General features: G+C 73.3%; 20 protein-coding genes and 1 pseudogene. 13 read left to right on the top strand and 8 right to left on the bottom strand.

Annotated features, from left to right (window positions below; translation table 11 throughout):
* Nucleotides 1-20 precede the first annotated feature (20 nt).
* Nucleotides 21-446: an OsmC family protein gene (locus ACH499_RS08830; RefSeq protein WP_356201913.1), complete on the top strand. Its 426-nt coding sequence runs from the start codon at nt 21-23 to the stop codon at nt 444-446.
* A 65-nt stretch (nt 447-511) separates the two neighbouring features.
* On the opposite strand, the pseudogene ACH499_RS08835 reads toward ACH499_RS08830, so the two are convergent.
* The 3 genes and pseudogenes from ACH499_RS08835 to ACH499_RS08845 all read right to left on the bottom strand — a co-directional run.
* Nucleotides 512-953 (bottom strand): annotated as a pseudogene (locus ACH499_RS08835) (nitrate reductase subunit alpha); the annotation flags it as partial.
* Between the two features lie 103 nt (nt 954-1056).
* Complete coding sequence (locus ACH499_RS08840; RefSeq protein WP_356201911.1) at nt 1057-1872, bottom strand: SAM-dependent methyltransferase; 816 nt, start codon at nt 1870-1872, stop codon at nt 1057-1059.
* A 32-nt stretch (nt 1873-1904) separates the two neighbouring features.
* Nucleotides 1905-2768, bottom strand: a complete 864-nt coding sequence (locus ACH499_RS08845; RefSeq protein ID WP_356201909.1) for a helix-turn-helix transcriptional regulator — start codon at nt 2766-2768, stop codon at nt 1905-1907.
* 218 nt (nt 2769-2986) lie between these two features.
* Here ACH499_RS08845 and ACH499_RS08850 point away from each other — a divergent pair, with 218 nt between their 5' ends.
* On the top strand, nt 2987-3412 hold the full coding sequence (locus ACH499_RS08850) for a hypothetical protein (protein ID WP_356201908.1): 426 nt from the start codon (nt 2987-2989) through the stop codon (nt 3410-3412).
* Here ACH499_RS08850 and ACH499_RS08855 read toward each other — a convergent pair.
* On the bottom strand, nt 3394-4209 hold the full coding sequence (locus ACH499_RS08855; protein WP_399014405.1) for a helix-turn-helix domain-containing protein: 816 nt from the start codon (nt 4207-4209) through the stop codon (nt 3394-3396). The two genes, ACH499_RS08850 and ACH499_RS08855, sit on opposite strands and share 19 nt — an antisense overlap.
* 148 nt (nt 4210-4357) lie before the next feature.
* Here ACH499_RS08855 and ACH499_RS08860 point away from each other — a divergent pair, with 148 nt between their 5' ends.
* The 4 genes from ACH499_RS08860 (at nt 4358) to ACH499_RS08875 (ending at nt 7219) form a co-directional block, all read left to right on the top strand.
* On the top strand, nt 4358-4663 hold the full coding sequence (locus tag ACH499_RS08860; protein WP_356201904.1) for a 4a-hydroxytetrahydrobiopterin dehydratase: 306 nt from the start codon (nt 4358-4360) through the stop codon (nt 4661-4663).
* Between the two features lie 4 nt (nt 4664-4667).
* Nucleotides 4668-5408, top strand: a complete 741-nt coding sequence (locus ACH499_RS08865; RefSeq protein ID WP_399014406.1) for a class I SAM-dependent methyltransferase — start codon at nt 4668-4670, stop codon at nt 5406-5408.
* Nucleotides 5409-5543: 135 nt separating this feature from the next.
* On the top strand, nt 5544-6212 hold the full coding sequence (locus ACH499_RS08870) for a hypothetical protein (RefSeq protein WP_399014408.1): 669 nt from the start codon (nt 5544-5546) through the stop codon (nt 6210-6212).
* Nucleotides 6213-6328: 116 nt separating this feature from the next.
* A complete protein-coding gene (locus tag ACH499_RS08875) occupies nt 6329-7219 on the top strand; it encodes a class I SAM-dependent methyltransferase (RefSeq protein WP_399014409.1) in 891 nt (296 codons plus the stop codon).
* A 66-nt stretch (nt 7220-7285) separates the two neighbouring features.
* Here the strand turns inward: ACH499_RS08875 and ACH499_RS08880 are convergent, their stop codons facing one another.
* The 3 genes from ACH499_RS08880 to ACH499_RS08890 form a co-directional block, all read right to left on the bottom strand.
* Nucleotides 7286-8122: an aldo/keto reductase gene (locus ACH499_RS08880; protein ID WP_399014410.1), complete on the bottom strand. Its 837-nt coding sequence runs from the start codon at nt 8120-8122 to the stop codon at nt 7286-7288.
* A gap of 83 nt (nt 8123-8205) precedes the next feature.
* Nucleotides 8206-10032 carry an AMP-dependent synthetase/ligase gene (locus tag ACH499_RS08885; protein WP_399014411.1) on the bottom strand — a complete coding sequence of 609 codons (1827 nt, stop codon included), beginning with the start codon at nt 10030-10032 and terminating at the stop codon, nt 8206-8208.
* A gap of 329 nt (nt 10033-10361) precedes the next feature.
* The gene (locus ACH499_RS08890; RefSeq protein ID WP_356201893.1) at nt 10362-11243 is read right to left on the bottom strand and encodes a LysR substrate-binding domain-containing protein; all 882 of its coding nucleotides are present in this window, start codon (nt 11241-11243) and stop codon (nt 10362-10364) included.
* A 168-nt stretch (nt 11244-11411) separates the two neighbouring features.
* Between ACH499_RS08890 and ACH499_RS08895 the strand changes: the two genes are divergently transcribed.
* Nucleotides 11412-12422 carry a bile acid:sodium symporter family protein gene (locus ACH499_RS08895; RefSeq protein ID WP_399014743.1) on the top strand — a complete coding sequence of 337 codons (1011 nt, stop codon included), beginning with the start codon at nt 11412-11414 and terminating at the stop codon, nt 12420-12422.
* Nucleotides 12423-12601: 179 nt separating this feature from the next.
* On the opposite strand, the gene fdhD is transcribed toward ACH499_RS08895, so the two are convergent.
* The gene (gene fdhD / locus ACH499_RS08900) at nt 12602-13450 is read right to left on the bottom strand and encodes a formate dehydrogenase accessory sulfurtransferase FdhD (RefSeq protein ID WP_399014412.1); all 849 of its coding nucleotides are present in this window, start codon (nt 13448-13450) and stop codon (nt 12602-12604) included.
* Nucleotides 13451-13719: 269 nt separating this feature from the next.
* Between fdhD and ACH499_RS08905 the strand changes: the two genes are divergently transcribed.
* The 6 genes from ACH499_RS08905 to ACH499_RS08930 all read left to right on the top strand — a co-directional run bounded on the left by ACH499_RS08905 (nt 13720) and on the right by ACH499_RS08930 (nt 21389).
* Nucleotides 13720-14664: a beta-ketoacyl-ACP synthase III gene (locus ACH499_RS08905; protein ID WP_356201891.1), complete on the top strand. Its 945-nt coding sequence runs from the start codon at nt 13720-13722 to the stop codon at nt 14662-14664.
* A 213-nt stretch (nt 14665-14877) separates the two neighbouring features.
* Nucleotides 14878-16059: an ROK family protein gene (locus tag ACH499_RS08910; protein ID WP_399014413.1), complete on the top strand. Its 1182-nt coding sequence runs from the start codon at nt 14878-14880 to the stop codon at nt 16057-16059.
* Between the two features lie 369 nt (nt 16060-16428).
* Complete coding sequence (locus tag ACH499_RS08915) at nt 16429-17946, top strand: sugar ABC transporter ATP-binding protein (protein ID WP_399014414.1); 1518 nt, start codon at nt 16429-16431, stop codon at nt 17944-17946.
* Nucleotides 17943-18962 carry an ABC transporter permease gene (locus ACH499_RS08920; protein ID WP_356201885.1) on the top strand — a complete coding sequence of 340 codons (1020 nt, stop codon included), beginning with the start codon at nt 17943-17945 and terminating at the stop codon, nt 18960-18962. The genes ACH499_RS08915 and ACH499_RS08920 overlap by 4 nt, the downstream gene beginning before the upstream one ends.
* 17 nt (nt 18963-18979) lie before the next feature.
* Entirely contained in the window at nt 18980-20023 is a 1044-nt protein-coding gene (locus ACH499_RS08925) for a substrate-binding domain-containing protein (RefSeq protein WP_356201883.1), read from the top strand.
* Nucleotides 20024-20105: 82 nt separating this feature from the next.
* Entirely contained in the window at nt 20106-21389 is a 1284-nt protein-coding gene (locus tag ACH499_RS08930; protein WP_399014415.1) for a Gfo/Idh/MocA family protein, read from the top strand.
* Nucleotides 21390-21404: the final 15 nt, after the last annotated feature.

Here is a 21404-nt window from a genome sequence, read left to right on the forward strand (position 1 = left end):
GGAATCGGAAAGGATTCGTCGTGGCAACCACGCGCTCCGCACACACCGTCTGGGAAGGCAACCTGCTCGAGGGCAGCGGCGTCGTCACCTTCGACTCGTCCGGCATCGGCGAGCAGCCGGTGTCGTGGCCGTCGCGCGCCGAGCAGGCGAACGGGAAGACCAGCCCGGAGGAGCTGATCGCCGCCGCCCACTCGAGCTGCTTCTCCATGGCGCTCTCGCACGGCCTGGCCGGCGCCGGCACCCCGCCCACCAAGCTCACCACCTCGGCCGACGTCACCTTCCAGCCGGGTGAGGGCATCACGGGCATCCACCTCACCGTGGAGGGCACCGTCCCCGGCATCGACAACGACGCGTTCGTCGCCGCCGCCGAGGACGCCAAGAAGAACTGCCCGGTCAGCCAGGCCCTGACCGGCACGACCATCACCCTGTCGGCGAAGCTCGCCTGACACGGGAGCGGGGCGGGCGGGCCGGCTACGACCCCGCCCGCTCCCACCCCCGCCGGTCCGGGCGCGGCCCAGGCCGGCACCGGGTCCCCGAGCCGGGCCCCGGGCCTCCCGGTACATGTCCAGCAGCACCCCGCGCACGTACGGGTGGCGCACCCGCGTCGGCGAGTAGGTGTACCAGGAGAACGCGGCGCCCCGGGGACAGCCGCGCGGCTCGTACTCGGGGCGGTCCGGACCGGCCGACGGACAGTCCGTCGCCTGCGTCTCCCAGGTGATGACGCCGTCCTTGACGAACACGTTCCCGCGGCAGGAGCCGGTGCAGTTCACGCCGTGGGTGGAGGTCACGACCTTGTCGTGGCTCCACGGGTCCCGGTAGAAGGCGTCCGACTCCCGGCCGCCGACCAGCCCGATGCCGTGCAGGTCGCGGGAGGGCGTGCCGGGCCGGAAGAACCGGCCCGCACGCAGCAGGACCGCGCCCGGCTCGGTGGGCGGTGTCCGCGTCTCGGTCACGTGCGCTCCCTTGCCCGCCCCTGGGCCAGAACCCAGGGGCGGGCGGGAGCGCCCACCCGATCGCGGGGCCCGTAGGGGTCAGGGAGCGCGGCGACGCGAGCGGTCAGGGCTTGCGCGCCACCCCCGCGTACACGGGGACGATGCCCTCGGCCTGCGCCGCCACGTCCTCCGCCTCCGGCCGCCAGCCGGTCACCGGGATGATGCCGGGGCCCAGCAGTTCCAGACCCTCGAAGAACCGCGCGAACTCGGCCAGCGAGCGGGGGTGGAACGGGGTGCCGCCGCGGGCGAACAGGGCGGCGGCCCGGCCGACCGCCTCCGGGCTCAGATCGGGGGTCACCTGCGACAGGATCAGGTGGCTGCCGGGGGCGAGGGCGTCGACGTACCGCTTGAGCAGCCCGTGCACGTCGTCGCCGTCCACCGCGTCCCCGAGGTAGTGCGTCAGCGCCACCAGCGACAGGGCGACCGGCCGGCCGAGGTCCAGGCACTCGCCGGCCAGCCGCAGGATGGTGTCCGGGTCGCGGACGTCCGCGTGGACGTACTCGGTCCGGCCCGCCGCGGAGCCGTGCAGCAGCGCCTCGGCGTGCCGCAGCACGATCGGGTCGTTGTCGGCGTACACCACCCGGGCCTCGGGCGCCACGCCCTGGGCCACCTGGTGCAGGTTCGGCTCGGTGGGGATGCCCGTGCCGATGTCCAGGAACTGGCGGATCCCGGCCTCGGCGACCGTGCGCACGGCACGGTGCATGAAACGGCGGTTGGCGCGCGCCCCGCGCACCGCCGTGTCGTCCGCGGCGAGGATCTTGCGGGCCAGTTCCTCGTCCACGGGGTAGTTGTCCTTGCCGCCCAGCCACCAGTCGTAGACGCGGGCCGGGTGCGGCCTGCTCGTGTCGATCGGGGTGGCGGCGGCGTCGGATCCGGTCATGCGGTGTGTCTCCCTCGGTGCTGTCGGCGGCGTCAGTAGTTCTCGCGGTACTCCCGCAGGATCTTCTCGGTGCGCTGGGCGGAGGCGGCCCGCGCCGTCATGTGGTCCAGGACCTCCAGGTGCGTGGAGACCTCCACACGGGAGTCCAGGTACAGGGCGCCGGTCAGATACTCGGTGAACACCATGTCGGGCAGCTCCGGCTCGGCGAACCGGAACAGCGTGAAGGGCGCGTACGTCCCCGGGTGCGGGCCGTCCGCGAACTCGGCGACCTGCAGCGTCACCCGGTCCGTCGCGGTCAGCTCCAGCAGGCGGTCGAGCTGGTCGCGCATCACCCGGCCCCGGACGCTCACCGGGCGGCGCAGCACCGTCTCGTCCATGATCACCCACAGGTGCGGCGGGTCCGGCCGCTCCAGCAGCCGCTGCCGCTCCATCCGCAGGGCCACGTGCCGCTCGACGGCGTCCTCGCCCGCGTTGCCTATCGTCCCGGCGTCCAGGACCGCGCGCGCGTAGTCCTCGGTCTGCAACAGGCCGGGCACGAAGTGCGGTTCGTAGGAGCGGACCAGGCGCGCCGCGCCCTCCAGGCTCACATACAGGCTGAACCAGTCCGGCAGCACATCGGTGTAGCGCTGCCACCAGCCCGGGCGGTTGGCCTCCTCGGCCAGCGCGACGAACGCCTCGACCTCGTCCTCGGGCATCCCGAACGCCGTCAGCAGAAGCTGGACGTACGGGATCTTCAGCGCGACCTCGGCCGTCTCCATGCGCCGCACGGTCGCCGGGGCCACCCGGAGCACCTTGGCGGCCTCCTCGCGCTTGAGCCCCGCGGCCTCCCGTAATTCCTGGAGCCGCTTGCCCAGCACCACCTGGCCCACGGTGGGTGCCACCCGCCGCTCACTCACGCCACGCCTCCCCAACGCGCCCAAGTCCGCCCGCAGTCTGTCATGTTCCCCTGTCAGTTCCACAAGAGGTGCGGGCCCGCCCGGGCATTACCCCGGGGGTAATCGACCGCGGCCGGCCGGCGCGGGATCGTGGAGCGCACCGGGGCCCGGACCGGCGCACTCCGGCCCGGGCACCGGCCCCCCGGTCCCGACCGACCCCCGATGAAGGGTGATTCGACATGTCCGCGAACCAGCTCGCCGCCCTCGCCCGCACCGTCGAGCCGCAGCTCGCGCTGCGCCGCTTCCTGGCCCTCGACGCGCTCGTCACCGGCGGCAACGCGCTCGCCTACCTCGCCTTCTCCGGCCCCCTGGGCCGCTTCCTGGGCGCCGGTTCCGGGCTGCTCCTCGGCCTCGGCGCCTTCCTCGCCGTGTACGCGGGGGCCGTGGGCCTGCTGGCCGCGCGCCGGCACCCTCCGGCGCTCGGGGTGCGTGTCGTGGTGGAGGCCAACCTCGCCTGGGCGGCGCTCAGCCTGGCCGCCCTCGCCCTGTGGCTGACGCCCACCACGGCCGGCGCGGTGTGGACGGTGCTCCAGGCACTGACCGTCGCGGGCTTCGCCCTGCTCCAGTACGCGGCCCTGCGGCAGTGTCAGGACACGAACGTCTGAAGGTACTTGACCGTCGCCGGGTCGGCCGGGAGCAGCGTCTCGATGGCCAGCTCGGCGACGGTGACGTCCATCGGCGTGTTGAAGGTGGAGATGGACGAGATGAACGACAGGGTCCGGCCCTCGTGTTCCAGCATCAGCGGCAGCGCGAAGTACGGCACCGGCTCGTCCGGCTCCTGCCCGGCGCCCGTGTCCGGCACCGGGTACGCGGCGACCTCCTCGTACAGGGCGCGCAGGGGAGGGGAGCGGTGCAGGGCGATCTGCCGCTGCATCTGTTCCAGCAGGTGCCCGCGCCACTCGCGCAGGTTGCGGATGCGCGGCGCCAGGCCCTCCGGGTGCAGGGCGAGGCGCATCGCGTTCGGCCGGGGCGCCAGCAGGTGCTCGGGCAGGCCCTCCATCAGCATCAGGATGCCCCGGTTGGCGGCCAGCACGTCGTACGTCGCGTCGACCACCAGCGCGGGATAGGGCTCGTAGCCCCTGATCAGACGCTCCATTCCCGCGCGCAGCGCGTCCAGGGACGGGTCGTCCAGCGGGGTCTCCGGGTAGTGCGGGGCGTAACCCGCCGCGAGCAGCAGCGCGTTGCGCTCCCGCATGGGGACGTCGAGCCGTTCGGCGAGCCGCAGCACCATCTCCTCGCTCGGGCGGGCGCGGCCCGTCTCGATGAAGCTGATGTGCCGGGCGGAGGAGTCGGCGCGCAGGGCCAGTTCGAGCTGGCTGATCCGCCGCCTGACCCGCCAGGCCCGCAGGAGCTGACCCACGCCCTGGGCGGTGGAGGCGGTGGCGGACACGAGTGCGGTCATACGCCGAACCGTAGTGGACGCCGGAGCCCGCCGGGACCGGCCGGCGCCGCTGACCAGGGCCGCGAGAGCCGTGCTGTGGCAGGCTGGGAGGGGAACCGAGGCCGTACGGGGCACGTGAGCCGGCCCCAGCAGACGAGGAGCGCAGCCCATGCCCGTGGAACCGCTGTCGCACAAGGAGATCGAGGAGCGGCTGGCCGAGCTGCCGGGCTGGTCGGCCGAGGGGGACCGTCTCACCCGCGCCTACCGGCTCGGCTCGCACTTCGCGGCCACCGCGATGGTCGTGCACATCGCGCAGGTGCAGGAGGAACTCGGCCACCACTCCGACCTGACCCTCGGCTACAACACGGTGAGCCTGGCCGTCAGCACCCACAGCGCGGGCGGCGTCGTCACCGAGAAGGACATCGAGCTCGCCCGCAGGGTGGAGGACCTGGCCGGGAGCCACGGGGCACACTGACCGGGTGCTCGACTACGACGAAGAAGCGCAACGCTACGACACCCTGCGCGGCGGCGAGCCCCGTGCCGAAGCCGCCGCCCGTGCCGTCCTGAGCCTCGTGCCGCCGGCCGCCCGCGACCTGCTCGACGTCGCCTGCGGCACCGGACTGGTCACCGCCCGGTTCGCGGCCGTGCGGCCGGGGCTGCGCGTGACCGGCGTCGACCTCGCCCCCGCCATGGCCCGCCGTGCCGCCGTCCGGCTGCCCGGCCGTGTCGTACGCGGCGACAGCCGGCGCCTGCCGCTGCGCGACGGGGAGTTCGACGCCGTCAGCAGCGTGTGGCTGCTGCATCTGACCGGCGGCGCCGAGGACGCGCGGGCCGTCGTCGCGGAGTGCGCCCGTGTGCTGCGGCCCGGCGGGGTGTACGTCACGACGGTCGACAAGGGCGCCTCGCACAACGTGGGCAGCGACATCGACGCCGTGCTCGCCGCACGTCCGCCGAGTCCCGCCCACGACGCCTCCCGCCTCGTCGAGTCGTACGCCCGCGCGCACGGCCTGGTGCCGGCCGGTGAGGCCCGCTTCACCGGCCACGGACAGGGCCGCAGCCCCCGCCGTGCCATCGCCGACCTGCGACGCGGCTGGTTCGTCACGGTGCCGCCGGACGGGGAGCGGGCCGACCGCTTCGCCGCGCGCCTCGCGGCCCTGCCCGACCAGGAACGGCCCCGGCCCGACCCGGTCTTCACCCTCAGGGCGTTCGTGAAGGCCTGAACACCGGGCGCACGGGCGGCGGTACGGCAGCCGTGACGTCCCGGGGATCACCGACACGATTCCGTCACGGATTCTTCATGCGGGGCGGTGCCGGGAGATGATGGGGCCGCAACTGCGACACCCCCGGGGGGAACCTTGAGCAACCACATGACGCCGCCGCCGCTGCCGCCGTACGGGCCGCCGGTGCCCCCGCAGCCGAGGAAGAACCCCGCCGTCGTCACCGCGCTCGTCGCGGGCGCCGCCGCCGTGGTCGCCGCGGCCGTGGCGGTCGCCGTCACCCTCGGTGTGACCGGCGACGACGAGGCGAAGGCGGCGCCCACGGTCACCGTCACGGAGACCGTCGGCGAGGGCGCCGCGCCCGCCGCCGACGAGGAGGAGGCCGCCGAGCCCGCCGCCGAGGCCTCCGAGGACGGCGTCTACGCCCTCGGTGACACCGTCACGTACGACAGCGACATCGAGGTCGGCCTCTCCGGCTTCGAGCGGGCCGTGTCCACGGACACCGCGATGCCCGAGAACGCGCCGCACGTCCGCTTCACCGTGAAGATCAAGAACGGCGGAGGCGAGACGCTCGACGCCACCGCGCTCACCGTCAACTGCTCCTACGGCAAGGACGGGCACAGCAGCGAGGCCGTCTTCGACAGCGCCGCGGGGCTGAACGGCGGGCCGGACACCAAGCTGCTCGCCGGACGGTCTATCAACGTGCCGTGGGGCTGCGAACTCCCCAAGGGCGAGAAGCTGGTCCAGATCGAGGTCGCCCCCGACTTCGACTCGGAGACGGCCATCTTCACGGGCGAGGTCGAGTAACCGTCCCGGTACGCCCTGCCGGCCACCCGGCCGTTTTGCGGTAACGGCAACACGGATTGCCCGCTCGCGGTGAGTCGTCGCACCCTGGGCCCACCGCGAACGGAAGGCTGACCGGCATGGCACACGACCACCACCACGCTCACGACCGGAATCACGCCCACGGCGACCTCGACTGGGCCGCGATGGCCCCGCTGCTGGAGGCACAGGCGGAACTGTTCACGCCGCTGTACCGGCGCGCCATGGAGTGGCTGGCCCGGGAGGCGGCCGAGCCGGGACTGATCGCCGACGTGGGCAGCGGACCCGGCGTCGTCTCCTGCCTGTTCGCCGAGCACTTCCCCGGCGCCCGGGTCGTCGCCGTCGACGGGGCCGGGCCCCTGCTGGAGCGGGCCCGCGACCGCGCCGCCCGGCTCGGCGTCGCCGACCGCCTCGGCACCCTCACCGGCGATCTGCCCGGGGTGCTCGCGGAACTGGAGGGCCCCGCCGACCTGCTGTGGGCGAGCCAGAGCCTGCACCACCTCGGCGACCAGCGTGCCGCCCTCGCCGCGCTCGGCGGGCACCTCGCCCCCGGCGGCACCCTGGCGATCCTGGAGGGCGGGCTGCCCGCGCGGTTCCTGCCCCGGGACATCGGTGTCGGCCGCCCCGGCCTCCAGGCCAGGCTGCACGCGGCGGAGGAGGACGCGTTCGCCGGGATGCGCGCGAGCCTGCCCGGCACCGTCGCCGAGACCGAGGACTGGCCGGCGCTGCTGACGGCGGCGGGCCTGAAGCACACCGGCACCCGCAGCTTCCTGCTGGACCTGCCCGCACCCGTCTCCGACGAGGCCCGCGCGTACGTCACCGCCGCCCTGTCCCGGGTGCGGGAACGCTTCGCCGACGGTCTCGACGCCGAGGACCGGGCCACCCTCGACCGGCTGCTCGACCCCGAGGACGCCGCGAGCGTGCACCGGCGGCCCGACGTGTTCGTCCTGCTGGCGCACACGGTCCACACGGCGGTGCGGCCCGCGGACTGACGGGTCCGGACAGCAGAAGAGGGGCCCGGTCCGCGCGGACCGGGCCCCTCCGTGGCGCGTACGGGGTCAGGCGACGTCGAAGTGGGCCGGGTCCGGACCCAGGCGGCGGTCCTCGTTCAGCGCGCTGATCGCCGCGAGGTCCTCGGTGTCCAGGGTGAAGTCGAACACGGCGATGTTCTCCTGGATCCGCGAGGGCGTCACGGACTTCGGGATCACCACGTTGCCGGTCTGCAGGTGCCAGCGCAGCACGACCTGGGCCGGGGTGCGGTTGTGCTTCTGCGCGATGGCGACGATCGCCGGGATCTCCAGGATGCCCTTGCCCGAGCCGAGCGGGGACCAGGCCTCGGTGGCGATGCCCTGCTCCGCGTGGTACTCGCGGGCGGCGTGCTGCTGGAGGTGCGGGTGCAGCTCGATCTGGTTGACGGCCGGGACGACCGACGTCTCGCCGATCAGCCGCTCCAGGTGCTCGGGAAGGAAGTTGGAGACTCCGATGGCACGCACCCGGCCGTCGGAGTACAGCTTCTCGAAGGCCTTGTACGTGTCCACGTACCGGTCCTTCGACGGCAGCGGCCAGTGGATCAGGTACAGGTCCACGTACTCCAGACCGAGCTTGGCCAGCGAGGTGTCGAAGGCGCGCAGCGTCGAGTCGTACCCCTGGTCGCTGTTCCAGAGCTTGGTGGTCACGAAGAGGTCCTCGCGGGCGATGCCGGACGCGGCGACGGCCTTCCCGGTGCCCTCTTCATTGCCGTAGATCGCCGCTGTGTCGATGCTGCGGTACCCGGCCTCCAGCGCCGCGGCGACGGCCTTCTCGGCCTCGTCGTCCGGCACCTGCCAGACGCCGAACCCGAGCTGGGGCATCTCGACGCCGTTGTTCAGGATGATCGGGGGGACCTTGCTGCTCACGAGCTGTTGATCCTTCGGTTGTGGTCAGGTGGTACGACCATGGTCAACGATCGTGGGGCGCCGTGCATTCCTGACCGGGAAAATCACGCCCGGTACAGCGCCTCGACCTCGGCGGCGTAGGCCTTCTCGACGGCCTTGCGCTTGAGCTTGAGCGAGGGGGTCAGCAGCCCCTGCTCCTCGGTGAACGGCTGGGCGAGGATGCGGAAGGTGCGGATCGACTCGGCCTGCGACACGAGGGTGTTGGCCGCGACGACCGCCCGCCGCACCTCCGTCTCCAGATCGGCGTCGTGCACCAGCTCGGCCGTGCTCGTGCGGGGCTTGTTGCGCATCGTCAGCCAGTGCTCGACCGCCTCCTGGTCCAGGGTGACGAGGGCGGCGACGTAGGGGCGGTCGTTGCCGACGACGATGCACTGGCCGACCAGCGGATGGTCGCGCACGCGCTCCTCCAGCAGGCCGGGGGAGACGCTCTTGCCGCCGGAGGTCACCAGGATCTCCTTCTTGCGGCCGGTGATGGTGAGGTAGCCGTCCTCGTCGAGCACGCCCAGGTCGCCGGTGGCCAGCCAGCCGTCGTTCAGGGTCCGGTCAGTGGCCTCGGGGTCGTTGAGGTAGCCCTGGAAGACGTTGTCGCCGTTCAGCCAGATCTCGCCGTCGTCCGCGATGTGCACGGTCACGCCGGGCAAGGCCTGGCCGACGGTGCCGTAGCGCGTGCGCTCGGGCGGATTGGCGGTGGCCGCCGCCGTGGACTCGGTCAGGCCGTAACCCTCGTAGATCTGCACACCGGCGCCCGCGAAGAACAGGCCGAGCCGCCGGTCCATCGCCGAGCCGCCCGACATCGCGTTGCGGATCCGGCCGCCCATCGCGGCCCGCACCTTGCCGTAGACCAGCCTGTCGAAGAACTGGTGCTGCACCCGCAGGGCCGCCGACGGTCCCGGACCCAGGCCCCAGGCCCTCTCCTCCACCGCCTGCGCGTACCTCACCGCCACGTCGACGGCCTTCTCGAAGGGACCGGCCTTGCCCTCCTTCTCCGCCTTGCGCCGGGCCGCGCGGAAGACCTTCTCGAAGATGTACGGCACGGCCAGGACGAACGTCGGCCGGAACGCCGCCAGGTCGGGCAGCAGCGCGGCGGCGTCGAGCCGCGGCTGGTGGCCGAAGCGGACCCGGCCGCGGATCGCCGCGACCTCCACCATCCGGCCGAAGACGTGGGCCAGCGGAAGGAACAGCAGCGTCGCCGCCTCGTCGCCCTTCCGGGAGTGGAAGACGGGCTCCCAGCGCGCGACGACGGTGTCCGCCTCGTACATGAGGTTGCCGTGCGAGAGGACGCAGCCCTTGGGGCGGCCCGTGGTGCCCGACGTGTAGATGACGGTGGCGACCGAGTCGGGCGTCACCGCCCGCCGGTGCCGGTGCACCACCTCGTCGTCCAGGTGCGCGCCCGCGTCGTACAGCTCCTGGACGGCGCCGGAGTCGAGCTGCCACAGGCCGCGCAGCCGGGGCAGCCGGTCGATGACGGTGGCGATCGTCATGGCGTGGTCCTCGTGCTCGACGACCGCCGCCGTGACCCCGGCGTCGTGCAGCATCCACAGGCACTGCTCGGCGGACGACGTCGGGTAGACCGGCACGACCTGGGCGCCGATCGTCCACAGGGCGAAGTCGAAGAGGGTCCACTCGTAGCGGGTGCGGGACATGACGGCGATCCGGTCGCCGAAGCGCACGCCCTGGGCGAGCAGGCCCTTGGCGAGGGCCAGCACCTCGTCGCGGAAGGCGCCGGCGGTGACGTCCCGCCACTGCCCGTGCTCGTCCTTGCGGCCCAGCGCGATGCGGTGCGGGTCCTCCTCGGCATGGCGGAAGACGGCGTCGGCCAGACCGCCCACGGGTGGTGCCAACGCCAACGGAGGATTGGTGAACTCGCGCAAACCCCGCTCCCCGCTCCTGGTGACGCCCCGCACAGCGCCGTGAAAGCTACCCCACGCCCGGCGGGGGCGGGAGTGGTGCCGAAGGCGGGCGGGGCGTGTGTCCGTGCCGGCGGGCGGGGGAAAATGCGCGCAGACGGGGAGGGGACGGACGGTTTCGCGGCGGTCGGGCGAGGATCGGTGGCGCAATCTCCACCGAATCCATACGCCCCGATTACCGCCGGTACGGTGCCGGGCGAGGCGTCCCCGGCGCCGCCGGACAGGCCGTCTCCTCCTACAGCGCGGGCACCCCGCACCGCGTCACACCCGGCGCCGCGGAGCCCGTGCGGCCCCTAGGCGAGGCCCGCGCGGCCGGGGCGGTGCAGGCGGTCGCCGCTCGCCAGGATCGCCGACGCCAGGGCGTCCGCGGCGCCCTGGGCCGAGGGGCGGCGGCGGCCGTGCACCAGGACGAAGTCGACACGGCCCAGCTCCGGCAGCCCGGCCCGGTCCGGCACCCGCACCAGGCCGGGCGGGACGAGTCCCCGCGAGTGCGCCATCACGCCGAGGCCGGCGCGTGCCGCCGCGATCAGCCCGTTGAGGCTGCCGCTCGTGCAGGCGACGCGCCACTCCCGGCCCTGCCGCTGCAAGGCGTCCAGCGCGAGGGCGCGGGTGATGCCCGGCGGCGGATAGACGATGAGCGGCACCGGGCGGTCCGGGTCGAGGCGCAGCCGTTCGGCGCCGATCCACACCAGCCGGTCCTGCCAGACCGGCTCGCCGCGCGGGTCCTCGGGGCGCCGTTTGGCCAGCACCAGGTCGAGCTTCCCGGCGGCCAGCCGCTCGTGCAGCGTGCCCGACAGCTCCACCGTCAGCTCCAGGTCGACCTCGGGATGCTCCTGCCGGAAGCCCTCCAGGATCTCGGGCAGCCGGGTGAGCACGAAGTCCTCGGACGCGCCGAACCGCAGCCGCCCGCGCAGCCGGGTGCCGGTGAAGAAGGCCGTCGCCTGCTCGTGCACCTCCAGGATCCGGCGCGCGAAGCCCAGCATCGCCTCGCCGTCCTCCGTCAGCTCCACGGAGTGCGTGTCGCGGGTGAAGAGCCGACAGCCGGCGGCGTCCTCCAGCCGCCGCACGTGCTGGCTCACGGTCGACTGACGCAGCCCGAGCCGCCGGGCGGCGCGCGTGAAGCTCAGCGTCTGGGTCACCGTCACGAAGGTCCGCAGGTGGGAGGGGTCGTACACACCCTCACGGTACCGCGCTCATCGTGGAACGTGATGACAGTGAGAGCGGTGTACCGGATTCCCGATCGCGGGGGGACGGCCCACCATGGAACGGGGACCCCGTCCCCGGGAACCAGGACGAGAACGAGCATGTGGAGCACCGTGAGACGCCTGCGACGGCCGCGTTGGATGCCGGTCGACCCGTACATCCTGCTGCTGATCGGGACGGTGGGCCTAGCGGCCCTGCTGCCGGCCCGCGGAACGGGCGCCGACGTCGCCTCCGGGGCCTCCACGCTGGCGATCGCGTTCCTCTTCTTCCTCTACGGGGCCCGGCTCTCCACCCGTGAGGCGCTGGACGGGCTGCGTCACTGGCGGCTGCACCTCACGGTGCTGGCCTGCACCTTCGTCGTCTTCCCGCTGCTGGGCCTCGCCGCCCGGGGACTCGTGCCGGCCCTGCTGACCGACCCCCTCTACCAGGGCCTGCTCTTCCTCACCCTGGTCCCCTCCACCATCCAGTCGTCGATCGCCTTCACCTCCATCGCCCGCGGCAACGTGCCCGCCGCGATCTGCGCGGGGTCCTTCTCGTCGCTGGCCGGCATCGTCGTCACCCCGCTGCTGGCCGCCGCCCTGCTCGGCGGCGGCGTCGGCGGGTTCTCCGCCGACTCGCTGGTGAGGATCGTGCTCCAGCTCCTGGCGCCGTTCGTCGCCGGGCAGGTGCTGCGCCGCTGGATCGGCGGGTTCGCCGCCCGGCACAAGAAGGTGCTCGGGCTCGTCGACCGCGGCTCCATCCTCCTCGTCGTCTACACGGCGTTCAGCGAGGGCATGGTGCAGGGCATCTGGCACCAGGTGAGCGCGCTCCGGCTGGCCGCGCTGCTGGCCGTCGAGGCGGTGCTGCTCGCGGTGATGCTGGCGCTGACCTGGTACGGGGCCCGGGCGCTGGGCTTCGGCCGGGCCGACCGGGTCGCGATCCAGTTCGCCGGCTCCAAGAAGTCCCTCGCCTCCGGCCTCCCCATGGCCGGCGTCCTGTTCGGCGCCCACGCCTCGCTGGCGGTGCTGCCGCTGATGCTCTTCCACCAGATGCAGCTCATGGTGTGCGCGGTCATCGCCAAGCGGCGGGCACGCGACCCCGAGGCACGCGACCCCGAGGACCCGGCCGCCGGGGCACGGACGGCTGTCGGCACGGGGGCGGGCTCGGGGTAAGCGGACCGGGGCGGACGGCCGTCCCCGCGGGGACCGGCCGGGGGTGAGCGGACCGGGCGGGACGGCTTTCGGTGGACGGGTCCCGGTACGGGCCGGGGCGCGCGGCGAGCCCTCGCCGCGCCCGGCCCCATCCGGACGGTTGGTGCCCCGTCGGCCGGAGCGCCCGCCCGCGGCGCGGTTCAGTCCCGTCCGGGCGCTGCCGGGAGGGTCACGCGGTGTTCGCCCGCGTACACGTTCATCGAGGCGCCCCGCAGGAAGCCCACCAGTGTCAGGCCCGTCTCGGCGGCCAGGTCCACCGCCAGCGAGGACGGCGCCGAGACCGCGGCGAGCACCGGGATGCCCGCCATCACCGCCTTCTGCGCCAGCTCGAAGGAGGCCCGCCCCGACACCAGCAGCACGGAGCGGGACAGCGGCAGGTCCCCGTTCTGGAGGGCGCGTCCTACCAGCTTGTCGACCGCGTTGTGCCGGCCCACGTCCTCCCGTACGTCCACCAGCTCCCCGTCCTCGCCGAACAGGGCCGCCGCGTGCAGGCCGCCGGTCCGGTCGAAGACCCGCTGGGCGGCCCGCAGCCGGTCGGGCAGGCTCGCCAGCAGCTCCGGGGTGACGCGCAGCGGGGGAGCGTCCGTGATCGGCCAGCGGGCGGTGGTGCGCACCGCGTCCAGACTGGCCTTGCCGCACAGGCCGCAGGACGAGGTGGTGTAGACGTTGCGCTCCAGTGTGATGTCGGGGACCGGCACCTGGGGGGAGGTCTGCACGTCCACCACGTTGTACGTGTTGGAGCCGTCGGCCGTGGCACCCGCGCAGTACACGATGTTCCGCAGGTCGTCCCGCTCGGCCAGCACGCCCTCGCTGACCAGGAACCCGGCCGCCAGCGCGAAGTCGTCGCCCGGAGTGCGCATCGTGATCGCGAGCGGCTTGCCGTTCAGCCGGATCTCCAGCGGCTCCTCGGCGACGAGCGTGTCCGGGCGGGTGGAGACGGCCCCGTCCCGAATGCGGATCACCTTGCGTCGTTCCGTGACTCGTCCCATGTCGTGCCCCTCGTACCGGTTCGTCCCGGTGCTGATGCGTGCTGGTGGCCGAAGAGGCCCTTGCCGCACAGGTTGCCCGGTCCCGCCGGCTTGCCCGCGGCGGGGTGGCCTCCACCGGCTCATTGTCCTGCACGGCGGGGCGCGGACCGCGGACGCTGACGGAAGCCGACAAGGCGGGCGCCCGTTTCCTGTCGCATCACCTGCCGCCGTACTCGTCGGTCACTGATCACACTGGTGGATCCCGTCCCCGACGCAACGAGGATCCATCCATGCTCGGCTCGCGCATCACCGCCGTCGGCCACTACCAGCCCGCCCGGGTGCTCACCAACGAGGATCTGACGGGCATGGTCGACACCAGCGACGAGTGGATCAGGAGCCGGGTGGGCATCCGTACCCGCCGGATCGCCGGGGCCGACGAGCCCGTCGACGAGCTGGCCGGCCACGCCGCCGCCAAGGCGCTCGCCGCGGCCGGGCTGACGCCCACGGACGTGGACCTGGTATTGGTCGCCACCTCCACCGCTATCGACCGCTCCCCGAACATGGCGGCCCGGGTGGCCGCCCGCCTCGGCATGCCCGGGCCCGCCGTGCTGGACCTCAACGTGGTGTGCGCCGGCTTCACCCACGCCCTCGCCACCGCCGACCACGCCGTCCGGGCCGGGTCGGCGAGCCGCGCCCTCGTCATCGGGGCCGACAAGATGTCCGAGGTGGCCGACTGGACCGACCGCACCACCTGCGTGCTGGTCGGCGACGGGGCGGGGGCCGCCGTCGTGGAGGCCTGCGACGAGGGCCGGGCGGGGATCGGGCCGGTGCTGTGGGGCTCGGTGCCCGAGATGGGCAACGCGGTCCGCATCGAGGGCACGCCCCCGCGGTTCGCGCAGGAGGGGCAGAGCGTCTACCGCTGGGCGACCACGAAGCTGCCCGCCATCGCCCGCCGGGCCTGCGAACGCGCCGGGCTGGAACCCGCCGACCTCGCCGCCGTCGTCCTGCACCAGGCCAACCTGCGCATCATCGAACCCCTCGCCGCGAAGATCGGCGCGGTCAACGCCGTCGTCGCCCGCGACGTGGTGGAGTCCGGCAACACCTCCGCCGCGAGCATCCCCCTCGCCCTGTCCAAGCTGGTCGAGCGCGGTGACATCACCTCCGGGGACCCGGTGCTGCTGTTCGGCTTCGGCGGGAACCTCTCCTACGCCGGCCAGGTCGTCCGCTGCCCCTGAACCCGCACCGCCCGCCCGGCCCGCCGCCGCGCCGGAAGGCCTCTCCGCACCCCCTCTTTGTCCTCTCAGTGGAGAAAGTTCGCAGGAATTCATGCGCGACTTCTTCCCACACCGGGCGGCCACTGCTACGTTCCCTCCGAAAGCAGGCCACGGAAGTGGCCGGAAATCCGGCACGCTCAAGCCGATCGAGGCGGGGAGGGGCTCGTGAGACGCATGACGGCACGACCTGCGAACGCCCACCAGGCCCGGCTGCTGCGGCTGTTGCGCGACGGCGGTCCCAACTCCCGCGCCCAGCTCGGCGACCAGGTCGACCTGTCCCGGTCCAAGCTGGCCGTCGAGGTGGACCGGCTGCTGGAGACGGGTCTGGTGGTGGCCGACGGACTCGCCGCCTCGCGCGGCGGACGCCGGTCCCACAACATCCGCCTCAATCCCGAACTCCGCTTCCTCGGCGTGGACATCGGCGCCACGTCGATCGACCTCGCGGTCACCAACGCCGAGCTGGAGATCCTCGGGCACCTCAACCAGCCCATGGACGTACGCGAGGGCCCCGTCGCGGTCTTCGAGCAAGTACTCGCCATGGCGGCCAAGTTGCGGGCCACGGGGCTCGCGGAGGGCTTCGACGGCGCCGGCATCGGCGTCCCGGGCCCGGTCCGCTTCCCCGAGGGCGTGCCGGTGGCCCCGCCGATCATGCCCGGCTGGGACGGCTTCCCCGTGCGGGAGGCGCTCAGCCAGGAACTGGGCTGCCCGGTCATGGTCGACAACGACGTGAACCTGATGGCGCTGGGAGAGCAGCACGCGGGTGTCGCCCGCACCGTCGCCGACTTCCTCGTCGTCAAGATCGGCACAGGCATCGGCTGCGGCATCGTCGTCGGCGGTGACGTCTACCGCGGGACCACGGGCAGCGCGGGCGACATCGGCCACATCCAGGCCGTGCCCGACGGACGCCCGTGCGCCTGCGGCAACCGGGGGTGCCTGGAGGCCCACTTCAGCGGTGCGGCACTGGCCCGCGACGCGACGGAGGCCGCCCAACAGGGCCGGTCCGCCGAGCTCGCGAGCCGGCTGGAGACGAACGGGGGCCTCAGTGCCGCCGACGTCGCCGCCGCGGCCGCGGCCGGTGACGCCACCGCGCTCGAGCTGATCCGGGAGGGCGGCCGCAGCACCGGCCAGGTCATCGCCGGCCTGGTCAGCTTCTTCAACCCGGGCCTGGTGGTGATCGGCGGCGGGGTGACCGGCCTCGGTCACAACCTGCTCGCCGCGATCCGCACACAGGTCTACCGCCAGTCGCTGCCGCTGGCGACCGGCAACCTGCCCATCGTCCTGGGGGAGCTGGGCCCGACCGCCGGCGTCATCGGCGCGGCCCGGCTGATCAGCGACCACCTGTTCTCACCGGCGTAGACCGGCAGAGGCGCGCGGGCGGCAGACCGCCGCCCCGCGCACCGCACCCGCGGCAGACCGCCGCACCGTGCACAGCACAGCAGCAGCCCCGCCGTACCGCGTACCGCACCACCCAGCAGTTCCGCCGCACCACGCACCGCACCCGCACGCCGCCGCCCAGCGCGCCGGCACCGGCTCCGTCGTACCCGCGCACCGCACCCGTACCACCGGCACCAGCTCCGTCGTACCCGCGCACCGGCGGACGTACCCGTCCGTCGTACCACCGGCCCGCCCGTACCCCTGCTCCGCCCCGTCCCGCCCACCCGCTGCGCCGCACCGCGCTCAGCCCTGCCCTGACACCGGCCCGAACGCCCGCCGAGGGGACCTCACATGGCACCAGAACCACCGCTGCTCAGCATGTCCGGCATCACCAAGTCGTTCCCCGGCGTCCGGGCCCTGGACGGCGTCGACCTCGACGTCCAGGCCGGCGAGGTGCACTGCCTGCTCGGCCAGAACGGCGCCGGCAAGTCCACCCTCATCAAGGTGCTGGCCGGCGCCCACCAGCCCGACACCGGCACCATCCGCTGGCGCGGCGAGGAGGTCACCCTCCGCTCGCCGATCGCCGCCATGCGCCTGGGCATCGCCACCATCTACCAGGAACTCGACCTGGTGGAGCACCTGTCGGTCGCCGAGAACGTCCACCTCGGCCACGAGCCGACCGCCGCCGGCTTCGTCGTCCGGACGGGGGCGGCCAAGGCGTCGACCGCCGCGCTGCTCAAGCGGCTCGGCCACCCCGAGATCGACCCGGGACGACTCGTCGGCGACCTGTCGGCGGCGCAGCAGCAGATCGTGTCCATGGCGCGGGCGCTCTCGCACGAGGTGCGGCTGATCGTGATGGACGAGCCGTCCGCCGCGCTCGACCCGGACGAGGTCGACAACCTCTTCCGCATCGTCGGAGACCTCACCGCGGACGGGGTGGCCGTCGTCTACATCTCGCACCGCCTGGAGGAGATCCGCCGCATCGGCGACCGGGTCACCGTCCTGAAGGACGGCCGGGCCGTCGCGGGGGGACTGCCCGCCGAGTCGACACCGACCCGCGAGGTGGTCGCGCTGATGACGGGACGCAACGTCGAGTACGTCTTCCCGGAGCGCCCGGCCGCACCGCCCTCGGGCGAGCCCGTGCTGAGCGTGCGGGGACTGGCCCGGGAGGGCGAGTTCGACCCGCTCGACCTGGACGTGCGCCCCGGCGAGATCGTGGGCCTGGCCGGTCTGGTCGGCTCCGGCCGCTCGGAGATCCTGGAGACCGTCTACGGCGCCCGCAGGCCGACCGCCGGCCAGGTCCTCGTCGAGGGCCGCCCGCTGCGGCCGGGCAGCGTACGCGCCGCCGTCCGCGCCGGACTCGGCCTCGCCCCCGAGGAACGCAAGGCGCAGGCCCTGCTGATGCTGGAGTCCGTCACCCGCAACGTGTCGGTCTCCGCCATGTCCCGCTTCTCGCACGCGGGCTGGATCGACCGCGGCGCCGAACTGGCCGCCGCCCGGGCCTCCACCCGCGAACTGTCGCTCAGGCCGGACAACCCGTCCGTGCCGGTGCGCACCCTGTCCGGCGGCAACCAGCAGAAGGCGGTCCTCGCCCGCTGGCTGCTGCGCGGCTGCCGCGTCCTGCTCCTGGACGAACCCACCCGCGGCGTCGACGTCGGCGCCCGCGCCGAGCTGTACGCGGTCATCCGCCGCCTGGCCGACGAGGGCCTCGCCGTCCTCCTGGTCTCCAGCGAGGTGCCCGAGGTGCTCGGCCTCGCCGACCGCGTCCTGGTGCTGCGCGAGGGCCGCGTCGTCCACGAGGCCCCCGCCCGCGAACTCGACGAACACCGCGTACTCGACCTCGTGATGGAAGGAAGCCCGGCGTCATGACGCAGCACGTGTCCCCGCCACGGGGCGGCACCGGCAAGGCGGCCCCCGTGGAGGGCCCGCCCGCCTGGAGGGGCCTGACGGCCCGCGCCGACCTGCGCACCCTCACCCTGCTCGGCGTGCTCGCCGCCCTCGTCCTGATCGGCGGCATCACCCAGCCCGACGCGTTCCTCGACACCCGCAACCTGCAACTGGTGCTCACCCAGGCGTCCGTCATCGGCGTCGTCACCGTCGGCATGACCTTCGTCATCGTCTCCGGCGGCATCGACCTGTCCGTCGGCGCGATCGTCGCCCTCGCCTCGGTGTGGGCGACCACGGTGGCCACCCAGGAGTTCGGCTTCGCCGGCATCCTGTTCACCGCGGTGATCGTCGGAGTCGGCTGCGGACTGGTCAACGGCGTGCTCATCGCCTACGGCCGGATGGTCCCGTTCATCGCCACCCTCGCCATGCTGGCCTCGGCCCGCGGCCTCGCGCTGCAGATCACCGACGGCCGCACCCAGGTGGTCACCGTCCCCAGCGTCCTCGACCTCGGTGAGCGCGACTCCTACGTCCTGGGCATCCCGCCGCTGGTCCTGGTGTTCGCGGCCGTCACCGTCGTCGGCTGGCTGGCGCTGAACCGGACCACCTTCGGGCGCCGCACGGTGGCCGTCGGCGGCAACGCCGAGGCCGCCCGACTCGCCGGCATCGACGTCCGCCGCCAGCGGCTCTACCTCTACCTGCTGTCCGGCCTGTGCTGCGGCATCGCCGCCTTCCTGCTGATCGTCCTGGCCGGCTCCGGCCAGAACACCAACGGCAACCTGTACGAACTCGACGCCATCGCCGCCGCGATCATCGGCGGCACGCTCCTCAGCGGAGGCCGCGGCACCATCGTCGGCTCCGTCCTCGGCGTCCTCATCTTCACCACGATCACGAACATCTTCGCCCTGAACAACCTGCAGAGCGACGTCCAGCAGATCGCCAAGGGCGCGATCATCGTCGCCGCCGTGCTGGTCCAGCGCCGTACCGCGAGCACGACCTGAGGAAAGGGTTCACCACCATGAAGCAAGTCAACGCGAGCCGCAGAGGACTGCTCTTCGGAGCCGCCGCCGTCTCCGCCGGTGCCTTCCTCACCGGCTGCACGAGCAACGAGACCGACGACGAGAAGCCGGCCGCCAACGAGCAGCCCGCCGCCGACGACAAGCCCGGCAAGCCGGTCACCATCGGCTACGCCGGCCCCCAGGCCGACCACGGCTGGCTCAACGCCATCAACGACAACGCCAAGAAGCGCGCCGAGAAGTACTCGGACGTCACCCTCGAGGTCACCGAGGGATCCAACGACACCGCCCAGCAGATCGGCCAGATCGAGACCCTCATCAACAAGAAGGTCGACGTCCTGGTGGTGCTGCCCGCCGACGGCAAGGCACTCACCCAGGTCGGGCTGAAGGCCATGCGCGCCGGAATCCCGGTCGTCAACCTCGACCGCATCTTCAACAGCCCCCAGGCCTACCGCTGCTGGATCGGCGGCGACAACTACGGCATGGGTCTCAACGCCGCCCACTACATCGGCGAGAAGCTCAAGGACAAGCCGAACGCCCGGGTCATCGAGCTGGCCGGGCTCGACAACCTGGAGCTGACCAAGCAGCGCACCCAGGGCTTCGACGACGGTCTGAAGAACTACCCGAACATCAAGAAGGTGGCCCGCCAGGCCGCCGAGTTCACCGTCGAGTCCGGCCAGGCCAAGATGGCCCAGCTCCTCCAGGCCCAGTCGCAGTTCGACGCGCTGTGGAACCACGACGACGACCAGGGCGTGGGCGCGCTGCGCGCCATCGAGCAGGCGGGCCGCGACGACTTCCTGATGGTGGGCGGCGCCGGGGCGCTCTCCGCCTTCGAGGCCATCAAAGCCGACCGGGGTGTCCTCAAGGCGACCGTGCTGTACCCGCCGACCATGGCGGCCTCGGCGATCGACCTCGCCCGCGCCCTCGGCCAGGGCAAGGGGATCGGCGGCCTCGCCGAGTTCGAGATCCCCTCGACGGTCACCTGCTACTCGGCCGTCGTCGACAAGGACAACGTGGACCAGTACATGTCCACGGGCTTCAAGTGAGGCCGGCCGCCCCGCGGGCCTGACCAGCCCGCCGGGGCGGGGCCCACCCGCACCGCGCCACCACGACGAGGAGGACATCCGCATGGGACAGCCGCAGCAGCCCGAGGGGGCCGGGGCGGACGCAGCAGCGACCGGGACCGGTGACGGCACCGCCACCACGGCCACGGGGGCAGCCGGGACCAGACCGCCGCTGCGCGTCGGCATGGTCGGCTACGCCTTCATGGGCGCCGCCCACTCCCAGGGCTGGCGCACCGCCGGCCGGGTCTTCGACCTGCCGCTGAACCCGGTCATGACCGCGATCTGCGGCCGGGACGCCGACGCCGTGCGCGCGGCGGCCGACCGGCACGGCTGGGCGAGCGCCGAGACCGACTGGCGGGCCCTGGTGGCACGGGACGACATCGACCTCGTCGACATCTGCACCCCCGGCGACAGCCACGCCGAGATCGCCCTCGCCGCCCTCGCCGCGGGCAAGCACGTCCTGTGCGAGAAGCCCCTCGCCAACACCGTCGCCGAGGCGGAGGCGATGACCCGCGCCGCCGAACAGGCGGCAGCGCGCGGGCAGGTGGCGATGGTCGGCTTCAACTACCGCCGGGTGCCCGCCACCGCGCTGGCCCGGCGCATGGTCGCCGAGGGCCGCATCGGCCGGCTGCGGCACGTGCGGGTGGCGTACCTCCAGGACTGGCTGGTGGACCCCGAGGCGCCGCTGACCTGGCGGCTGCGCAAGGAGCTGGCCGGCTCCGGCGCGCTCGGCGACCTGGGCGCGCACATCGTCGACCTCGCCCAGTACCTGGCGGGGGAGCGGCTCGCGGGCGTCTCCGCCCTCACCGAGACCTTCGTACGGGAGCGCCCGCTGCCCGGCGGCACGGCCCGCGGCCTGTCCGCGACGTCGGCGGCCGGGACCGGCGAGGTCACCGTGGACGACGCCGCCGTCTTCACCGGCCGATTCACCTCCGGCGCCCTCGCCTCCTTCGAGGCCACCCGGTACGCCACCGGCCGCAAGAACGCCCTGCGCATCGAGCTCAACGGTGAGCGCGGCTCGCTCGCCTTCGACCTGGAACGGCTCAACGAGCTGTCGTACCACGACGGCACCGGGCCCGAGGAGCACGCCGGGTTCCGCCGCATCCTCGTCACCGAACCCGGACACCCCTACCTGGAGGCCTGGTGGCCGCCGGGCCACGGACTGGGCTACGAGCACACCTTCGCCCACCAGGTGCGCGACCTCGTCCACGCGGTCGCCGAGGGCCGCGGTCCCGAACCCTCCTTCGCCGACGGGCTGCAGGTGCAGCGCGTGCTCGCGGCCGTGGAGGAGAGCGCCGGGAAGAACTCCGTCTACACCCCCGTCGGCGTCACGTCGATCCCCGTCTGAGGAGGCCACAAGCGC

It is taken from the genome of Streptomyces sp. NPDC018947, from assembly GCF_044390505.1.
In the GTDB taxonomy this organism is placed as follows: domain Bacteria; phylum Actinomycetota; class Actinomycetes; order Streptomycetales; family Streptomycetaceae; genus Streptomyces.